Annotated in this window: 6 protein-coding genes; 5 read left to right on the top strand and 1 reads right to left on the bottom strand. The window is 60.0% G+C overall.

Features of this window, described 5'->3' with window-relative positions; translation table 11 throughout:
- Positions 1-1587 (top strand): 2-oxoglutarate dehydrogenase, E2 component, dihydrolipoamide succinyltransferase (sucB, locus tag HMPREF2836_RS02790; protein WP_083309150.1); only part of this gene is annotated, 1587 nt, incomplete at its 5' end.
- A gap of 192 nt (positions 1588-1779) precedes the next feature.
- Here sucB and HMPREF2836_RS02785 read toward each other — a convergent pair.
- Positions 1780-3432, bottom strand: coding sequence for a peptidase (locus HMPREF2836_RS02785; protein WP_070629396.1), 1653 nt, complete (start codon positions 3430-3432; stop codon positions 1780-1782).
- Here HMPREF2836_RS02785 and lipB point away from each other — a divergent pair.
- From lipB to glnA, 4 genes are all read left to right on the top strand, one after another.
- Positions 3398-4330 carry a lipoyl(octanoyl) transferase LipB gene (gene lipB / locus HMPREF2836_RS02780; RefSeq protein WP_256388393.1) on the top strand — a complete coding sequence of 311 codons (933 nt, stop codon included), beginning with the start codon at positions 3398-3400 and terminating at the stop codon, positions 4328-4330. The two genes, HMPREF2836_RS02785 and lipB, sit on opposite strands and share 35 nt — an antisense overlap.
- 164 nt (positions 4331-4494) lie before the next feature.
- Positions 4495-5502, top strand: a complete 1008-nt coding sequence (lipA, locus tag HMPREF2836_RS02775; protein WP_005505472.1) for a lipoyl synthase — start codon at positions 4495-4497, stop codon at positions 5500-5502.
- A gap of 209 nt (positions 5503-5711) precedes the next feature.
- Entirely contained in the window at positions 5712-6428 is a 717-nt protein-coding gene (locus tag HMPREF2836_RS02770; RefSeq protein ID WP_049342166.1) for a DUF4191 domain-containing protein, read from the top strand.
- Between the two features lie 349 nt (positions 6429-6777).
- The gene (glnA, locus tag HMPREF2836_RS02765; protein WP_005508615.1) at positions 6778-8202 is read left to right on the top strand and encodes a type I glutamate--ammonia ligase; all 1425 of its coding nucleotides are present in this window, start codon (positions 6778-6780) and stop codon (positions 8200-8202) included.
- Positions 8203-8375: the final 173 nt, after the last annotated feature.

The raw sequence follows: 8375 nt of genomic DNA, 5'->3' as shown, positions 1-8375 counted from the left end.
GAGGTTTCCACCGACAAGGTTGACACCGAGGTCCCCTCCCCCGTAGCAGGCGTTGTTGAGCAGATTCTCGTCCCCGAGGACGAGGACGTCGAGGTTGGCGCTGCTCTGGCTATCATTGGCGACGGTTCCGGCGCTGCTGCTCCGGCTGCTCCCGCAGCTGCTGCTCCCGCAGCTCCCGCAGCTGCTGCTCCCGCAGCTCCCGCTCCGGTTGCTGAGGCTCCCGCAGCACCCGCTGCTGCTCCGGCTGCTCCCGCCGCTGGCTCCGCTTCCGGCACTGAGGTTCTGCTGCCCGCACTGGGCGAGTCCGTCACCGAGGGCACCGTTACCCGCTGGCTGAAGGAAGTTGGCGAGCAGGTTGAGGTTGACGAGCCCCTGGTTGAGGTTTCCACCGACAAGGTTGACACCGAGGTTCCCTCCCCCGTAGCAGGTACCCTGCTCGAGATCCGCATCCCCGAGGATGAGGACGCAGAGGTTGGCCAGGTTCTGGCTATCATCGGCGACGCTTCCGCTGCTGCTGCACCGGCTGCTCCGGCTGCTCCCGCTCCGGTTGCTGAGGCTCCTGCAGCTCCTGTAGCACCCGCTGCTGCTCCGGCTGCTCCTGCAGCTCCCGCTGCACCTGCCGCTCCGGCAGCTGCTGAGGGCGAAGCATACGTGACCCCGCTGGTCCGTAAGCTCGCTAAGGACAACGGCATCGACCTGTCCACCGTCAAGGGCACCGGTGTTGGTGGCCGCATCCGCAAGCAGGATGTTCAGGCTGCTATCGCTGCTAAGGGTTCCGCTGCTCCCGCCGCTGCTGCACCCGCTGCAGCTGCTGCTCCGGCTGCTGGTTCCGCAAAGGCACCGCACACCTTCGAGGTTTCCCCCAAGCGTGGCACCGTCGAGAAGACCGCACGTATCCGCCAGGTTATTGCAAAGCGTATGCGTGAGTCCCTGGACATCTCCACCCAGCTGACCCAGGTCACCGAGGTTGACGTGACCCGCATCGTTCAGCTGCGTGCAAAGGCTAAGGACGGCTTCGCTGCTCGTGAGGGCGCTAAGCTGACCTTCCTGCCCTTCTTCGTCCAGGCATCCGCTGAGGCTCTGCAGCAGCACCCCGCTCTGAACGCTTCCATGACCGAAGACTACAAGCAGATCACTTACCACGGCTCCGAGAACATCGCTATTGCTGTGGACACCCCCAAGGGTCTGCTGGTTCCCGTCATCAAGAACGCTTCTGACCTGGGCATTGCTGGCCTGGCAAAGGCTATTGGCGACCTGGGTGGCCGTGCACGTACCGGCGACATCTCCCCCGAGGAGCTGTCGGGTTCGACCTTCACCATCACCAACATTGGTTCCTTCGGTGCACTGTTCGACACCCCGATCATCAACCAGCCGAACGTTGCAATCCTCGGTACCGGTTCCATCGTGAAGCGCCCCATGGTTGTTAAGGATGTTGACGGTAACGACGTTATCGCTATCCGCTCCATGTGCTACCTGTCCCTCACCTACGATCACCGCGTGGTCGACGGTGCGGACGCTGGTCGCTTCCTGCACACCCTCAAGACCCGCCTGGAGGAGGCAAACTTCGAGTCTGAGCTGGGCCTCTAAGACCTGCATAGATTCAAGGAAGTTTCCTTGTGGCGGTGCCCTGATGGGTAACCGAGTGTAGCTCTCCGGGTTTTCCCGAACAGCGAGCAAAAAGGCGGCGGTTCCATCCACTTCGGTGGGTGGGGCCGCCGCCTTTTGTTGTGTCCGCGTTTCTACGGTGTCAGTTACGCGGTGTTAGTTACGTGGCGTCAGCTATGCCGGGACGGGTTCGGCGCGGGCTATCTCCCAGCCTTTCTCCCCGCGGTGCAGGTCGAAAATGACTTTCTGGCGGGTGACGCCGTTTTCTTCGCTGAGTTTGCGGGCTTCCCGCTCGGTTTTATCTGCGCGGTAGCCGGGCGCGGAGACTACCGCCATAACGCGGATGTTCTCGCTGTCGCGGCTGAGTTCTTCGGCAGTGTCGATGGTGAGCTCTGCGCCGCCTCGGGCACGGCGTTCTTGGTTTCGCTGGTCGATGAGTGCGCGTAGGATCTGATCGCCCTGCACAGCCTGATTCTGTTCTTCCGTGCCGCCGGGCGTCTGCTCCCCCGCAGTGTTCACGGATTGAGCGGATACGGGCTGCGCCGTTGCCGGAGCGTTCTGCCCGTAGAGGGTGAACCCGAGAGGCAGCGCGATAGCCCCCAGTGCGAGCGCGGCGAGTCCCAGGCGGGCGGAGGGGCGGCTCAGCGCACCGCATAACGCCGTCAGGCGGGATGTGCCCGTCGATTCTGTGCCCACCGCATCTGCGTTCTTTGGGGCTGGGTTTGCGGAGCTCGCCACAGGGCTCAACGGCATAGAGCCTGCGGCAGCTGCCGGCTTCTTCACGCGAGGCAAACGTTCCGCTAGGTACCGTTGCGCCTTCTGCGTCTTTGAGAGCTTCTGTACCGGCGCGGGCTCCACAGCTGCGGGAATGAGGGCGCGGGCTCGTTCTGAACAGCTCAGGTAGACGTTGAGCGGGCGAGGCGGCACCTCCTCCGCCAGGGCGACCACGGAGCTGAGCCCTGCGAGCGCCGCCTCCTGGGCGGGTGCGTCCAGCAGGTATTCAAGGGCTCTGCCGAGGCGCTCAATCCACTCGCTGTTGGGCGCCCCATCGGTTGCAGTGTCGGCGGCTCCCATACGCTGTGAATCCATGCGCAGTGAGAGAGGTACGCGGGCGGTGGAGGGTTCCGGCGCGTGCCCGCAGGCGGCTTGCCAGAGCAGGGCTGCTGCGGAGCGTGCGTAGTTGCCCCGAGCGGCGGTGAGCTGTTCCGTATCGTGAGGGTCCGCTTCATGGTAGATGGCCTCAGGTAGCAGGAGTTTGGGCACTCCGGCGGCGCTCAGCGCGATGTATTCGGCGCTTAGTTCGGCGCGCCCCTCCCCCACCTTTTTGAGGCTGCCGAGCGCCCGGTGCAGGGTGCGTACCAGGGTCATGAGCTCGGCGGGTGTCAGGGTGCGAGCGCGCAGGAGCTTGTCGAGGGTGCCCGCGTCGAGGGGCTCATACCAGAGGCACAGCTGATCGGCGCTCTCACTAGTAACGGCGTGGAGCTTGGCGAGTCCGGGCGCGTTACGTAGGGCCGCGGCTACCTGCGGGGTCTGGGCGTGCCTCTGAGCGGATGCATCCGTGTTTTCCTCGAATCCGTACCCATTGGCTGCCGCGCGCAGAGTGGGCGCGACAGGAGCCAGCTGGGTGGAGGGAGCTGCCGGGGCGGAGGGGTCTAGCGGGGTGGGCTGAGAAATGGTGCGCAGGGTGTAGCGTCCGGGGTGCACGGAGGGTAGGGAACGTGCGGTGGGTGCGCTTGCGGTGGTTCCACCCCGGTACTCAACAATCAGCAGGGTGGGCAGAGCCGAGTTGGCGATGCTTTCCAGAACGTGTGCTTCTTTGCTTCTCATACCACCATGTTATCAAATTACATCAAATAATATCTTTAAGTACTCTAAAATAGTTCAAGTACCCCAAAGAATCCCAAAGAATAATTCAGGCATTTATCTGCTTATTCACCCTCCCTCCCCTTGCGCACACCCTCACGTAACATTCCGACGTGTTCGCTCATCACGTGATTCAGGGCGCCCTAATTTTCTTCCCTCCATTAGCAGTACTAAGGTAGAAAGTATGTCTGTGACGATTGAACGCGTGGGCTTCGCCCCGAACTATGTGAACTATGTTGAGTGCCTGGACAAGCAGTACCGCATCCACGATGAGGTGGCTAACCGCACCCGCCAGAATACGATTCTTCTACTTGAGCACGAGGCAGTGATTACTGCCGGTAAACGCACCGAAGACCACGAGTACCCCGCAGACAAGTCCACCCCCGTCGTCAAGATTGACCGCGGCGGCAAGCTGACCTGGCACGGCCCCGGCCAGCTGACTGCTTACCCGATTCTGCGCCTGCCCGAGCCCATTGACGTGGTGGCGTATGTGCGCATCATCGAGGAAATCATCATTAACGTCCTGGCTGGCCTGGGCATTAAGGGTGAGCGCGTTGAGGGCCGTAGCGGCGTGTGGATTCTGGGCAACGGCATCACCCAGGACAAGAAGATCGCGGCACTGGGCATGCGCGTTTCGCGTAACACCACCATGCACGGCTTCGCAATCAACTGCTGCAACGACACCGCACCTTTCCAGCAGTTCATTCCCTGCGGTATTAGCGATGCGGGTGTTACCACCATTTCGGAGCAGCTGGGCCGCACCGTCACCCCCGCCGATATTTTGGAGCCGCTGGAGGCGGAGCTTCTGAAGTACCAGGACCGCCTGGCGGAGTCTTTCGAGCCCATTGCGGCGCAGGACTAAACGCAGGGTTAGACGCAGTCAAGAAGCATCGAACGGGCCGTACACGTAACGCGTCCGGCCTTGTTCGTCATATACGAAAATCAGTTTCACCTACGCCTGAGCGGGCGTAAAATAGAAGATGGCCCACCTGCACAGAGGGCACATCTAGACCAAGGAGAAGACTTTTGAGCACCGCACCTGAAGGACGCAAGCTACTGCGTGTGGAGGCCCGCAACGCTGAGGTTCCCATTGAGAAGAAGCCTCACTGGATTAAGACCAAGGCTATTGTTGGCCCCGAATACAACGAGATGCGCGAGCTGGCTCGCGGTCAGGGCCTGCACACCGTGTGTGAAGAGGCTGGCTGCCCCAATATTTACGAGTGCTGGGAAGACCGTGAGGCAACCTACCTGATTGGTGGTTCCGAGTGCACCCGCCGTTGCGACTTCTGCAATATTGCGACCGGCAAGCCTGTTGCTGTTGACTACGCTGAGCCGTTCAAGGTTGCTAAGAATGTGAAGGTCATGGGTCTGCGTTACGCAACCGTGACCGGTGTTGCTCGTGACGATCTGGAAGACGGCGGTGCGTGGCTGTACGCAGAGACTACCCGTCAGATTCACAAGATGTGCCCGAACACCGGCGTTGAGATGCTCGTCCCCGACTTCAAGGGTGTTCCCGAGCATGTTCAGAAGGTGATTGACGCTAAGCCTGAGGTGTTCGCACACAACCTGGAGACCGTTCCCCGTATCTTCCGTCAGATTCGCCCGGCGTTCCGTTACGAGCGTTCCCTGGATGTTATTACCCAGGCTAAGGAAGGCGGCATGGTCACCAAGTCCAACCTGATTCTGGGTATGGGCGAGACCGATGACGAGATTTACGAGGCGCTGTGCGATCTGCACGATGCTGGTTGTGACATCATTACCCTCACCCAGTACCTGCGCCCCGGCCCGCTCTTCCACCCGATTGAGCGTTGGGTGAAGCCGCAGCAGTTCGTGGATTTTGCGAACATGGCTGAGGAGATTGGTTTCGCCGGCGTTATGGCGGGCCCGATGGTTCGCTCGTCCTACCGTGCAGGTCGCCTGTGGGCTCGTGCAATGCGTAAGAATGGCTACCCGATCCCTGAGAACCTTGCCCACATTGAGGGTGAGGGTGCAGCCCTGCAGGAAGCCTCCTCCCTGGTGGCTGCGGGCTACTAAGCCTTTTCAGAATCTTTCTGAGAGCGTTGAGGCTCCTCGAACCCGGTGTTCGTCCGGTGTTCGGGGAGCCTCCCCTTATGCCCCGTCCCTTGTGCGGGTAGGGTAAACTAGAAAAATTGCAGGCATACACTGCATCGTTACGTCACTATGGTTCCGTGAGCGTTTGAGGCGCTTCTCGGGGCCGCGGAAGAACCAGCCGAGGAAGAATCGTGGCAGATAAGCGCGAAGAGAAGAAAAAGAAGAAGGAACGCACTCCGGGCACTTTCGCCCAGATGAAGCAGGTCTACCAGATGACCAAGAAGTCCGACCCGAATATCGGTTGGATTCTGAGTCTGTCGGCTCTGGGTACCCTTTTGGTTTTCCTCCTCATCGGTATTGCCCTGGGTAACTGGATTACTTTCCTGATTCTGGGTCTGGGCGTTGCCGCTATTGTGGCGATGCTTCTGCTGGGTCGCCGCGCGCAGACTGCGGCTTTTGCTCAGATTGAGAACCAGCCCGGTCGTAGTGGTGCAGCGATGAACTCGGTGCGCCGCGGTTGGATTGTTGAGGAGCAGCCCGTTGCTGCGAATCGCAACCAGGATCTGGTGTTCCGTGCGCTGGGCCGTCCCGGTATTGTGCTGGTGACCGAGGGCCCTCACAGCCGCGTGAACTCGCTGGTGAACACTGAGAAGAAGCACCTGGCTCGTGTGGCTCCCGGTGTGCCGGTTCACGTGATTGAGACCGGTCACGATGAGGGTCAGATTGAGCTCAAGGACGTTGTGAAGACTATGAACAAGCTTCCGAAGGCTCTGACTCAGCAGGAGATGCAGGTTGTTTCTGGTCGCCTGAGCACTCTGAACACTATGCGTAACCCGATGAATGGTCTGCCGAAGGGTGTTGACCCGATGCGTGCACGCCCCGACCGTCGTGCGATGCGCGGCCGCTAAGCGAGACGCTGATATAAGGTTTTGAAGGCTCCGGCTCTTCCCGTGTGGGGAGGACCGGGGCCTTTTGTTACGCCCGATTATTGCGCTGCTGAGGGCATTGATATTGGCTTTGCTACTGGCTCTACTGAGGGCGTTAGCATCTCTACTGTGTGTCGTGAGACAACCAAGATGTAACTCCTTTCCAGGATTTGTAACATTACCGAAACACGATAGTCACGCACGCGCAAAAAATAACCACTATGCTTGATATGTCACAGGGTTTTGCCCGCGGCCAAAAACTAAACCAAAGACTGAATGTGATGAGGGAAGATACCCTCCTGCACCGTCAGTCGAACAAGGAGCAGTCCTCATGTTTACCAGCCCCCAGGAAGTTCTCGACTTTATCAAGAACGAAGAAGTAGTCTTCGTTGATATCCGATTCACCGACATGCCCGGCGTGCAGCAGCACTTCAACCTGCCCGCTAAGGCGATTGATGACGATTTCTTCGTCAACGGCCAGCTTTTTGATGGCTCCTCCATTCGCGGCTTCCAGGGCATTGCAGAGTCCGACATGCAGCTGATTCCCGACGTTCAGTCCGCGTACGTTGACCCCTTCCGCATCGAGAAGACCCTGGTCATCATCTGCTCCATCGTGAACCCCCGCACCGGCGAGCCCTACCACCGTGACCCCCGCGGTGTCGCTGAGCGTGCCGAGGCGTACCTGCAGTCCACCGGCATTGCAGACACCGCATTCTTCGCATCCGAGGCTGAATTCTTCGTCTTCGAGGACGTCCGCTACCAGGTCGAGCCGAACTCTGTGTTCTACAAGATCGACTCCGATGAGGCTCCCTGGAACACCGGCCGCAAGGAAGAGGGCGGCAACCTGGGCAACAAGACCCCCGTCAAGGGCGGCTACTTCCCCGTCTCCCCCGTCGACAAGCAAGCTGACCTGCGTGACGCAATGTGCGTAGCAATGGACGAGGTTGGCCTTGAGGTTGAGCGTAGCCACCACGAGGTGGGCGCAGCTGGCCAGGCAGAAATCAACTACAAGTTCGACACCCTCACCAAGGCTGCTGACGACCTGCTGAAGTTCAAGTACGTCATCAAGGGCACCGCAGACGCATGGGGCAAGTCCGTGACCTTCATGCCCAAGCCCGTGTTCGGTGACAACGGCTCCGGTATGCACTGCCACCAGTCGCTGTGGCAGGACGGCGAGCCCCTCTTCTACGATGAGCGCGGCTACGCTAACCTCTCTGACACCGCACGCTGGTACATTGGCGGTCTGATTGAGCACTCCTCTGCTGTTCTGGCATTCACCAACCCGACCGTGAACTCTTACAAGCGTCTGGTTCCCGGCTACGAGGCTCCCATCAACATGGTGTACTCGCAGGGTAACCGTTCCGCCGGTATCCGCATCCCGATTACCGGCACCAACCCGAAGGCTAAGCGCCTGGAGTTCCGTGCACCGGACCCCTCCGCTAACCCCTACTTCGCATTCGCTGCTCAGCTGATGGCTGGTCTGGACGGTATCCGCAACCGCATTGAGCCGCCGGCACCGATCGATAAGGACCTGTACGAGCTGCCCGCTGAAGAGGCTAAGGACATCAAGAAGGCTCCGGCTAACCTGGAGGAGGCTCTGGCGGCTCTGGAGGCTGACCACGACTTCCTGCTCGAGGGCGGCGTCTTCACCGAGGACCTGATTCAGGCGTGGATTGACTACAAGCGTAAGAACGAGCTGGAGCCGCTCTCGCTGGTTCCGCACCCGCTTGAGTACCAGCTGTACTACGGCGTCTAATCTTTCTTCCTGAACGGTGCCCCTTGTAGGGGGTGCGTTCTGGAGAACAGGCAACGGCCTATATGTTCCTCTGGGAACGTATGGGTCGTTGTTGTGTGCTCGGGCATATCTCTACGGATTTCTATCTTGCTGTAGCACTTTTGGCGACAGTACGTGTCCAATATTTTTCTGCT

The organism is Rothia sp. HMSC065C12 (assembly GCF_001812085.1).
Taxonomy (GTDB): Bacteria; Actinomycetota; Actinomycetes; order Actinomycetales; family Micrococcaceae; genus Rothia; species Rothia mucilaginosa.
The sequence above is the reverse complement of the archived record's forward strand: the minus strand, read 5'-3'. Positions and strand labels throughout refer to the sequence as shown.

Excerpts from the sequence above, each read along its gene's own strand:
- HMPREF2836_RS02785 (WP_070629396.1), bottom strand. The coding sequence starts at position 3,432 with ATGAGAAGCAAAGAAGCACACGTTCTGGAAAGCATCGCCAACTCGGCT.
- lipB (WP_256388393.1), top strand. The coding sequence starts at position 3,398 with ATGCTTTCCAGAACGTGTGCTTCTTTGCTTCTCATACCACCATGTTAT.
- glnA (WP_005508615.1), top strand. The coding sequence starts at position 6,778 with ATGTTTACCAGCCCCCAGGAAGTTCTCGACTTTATCAAGAACGAAGAA.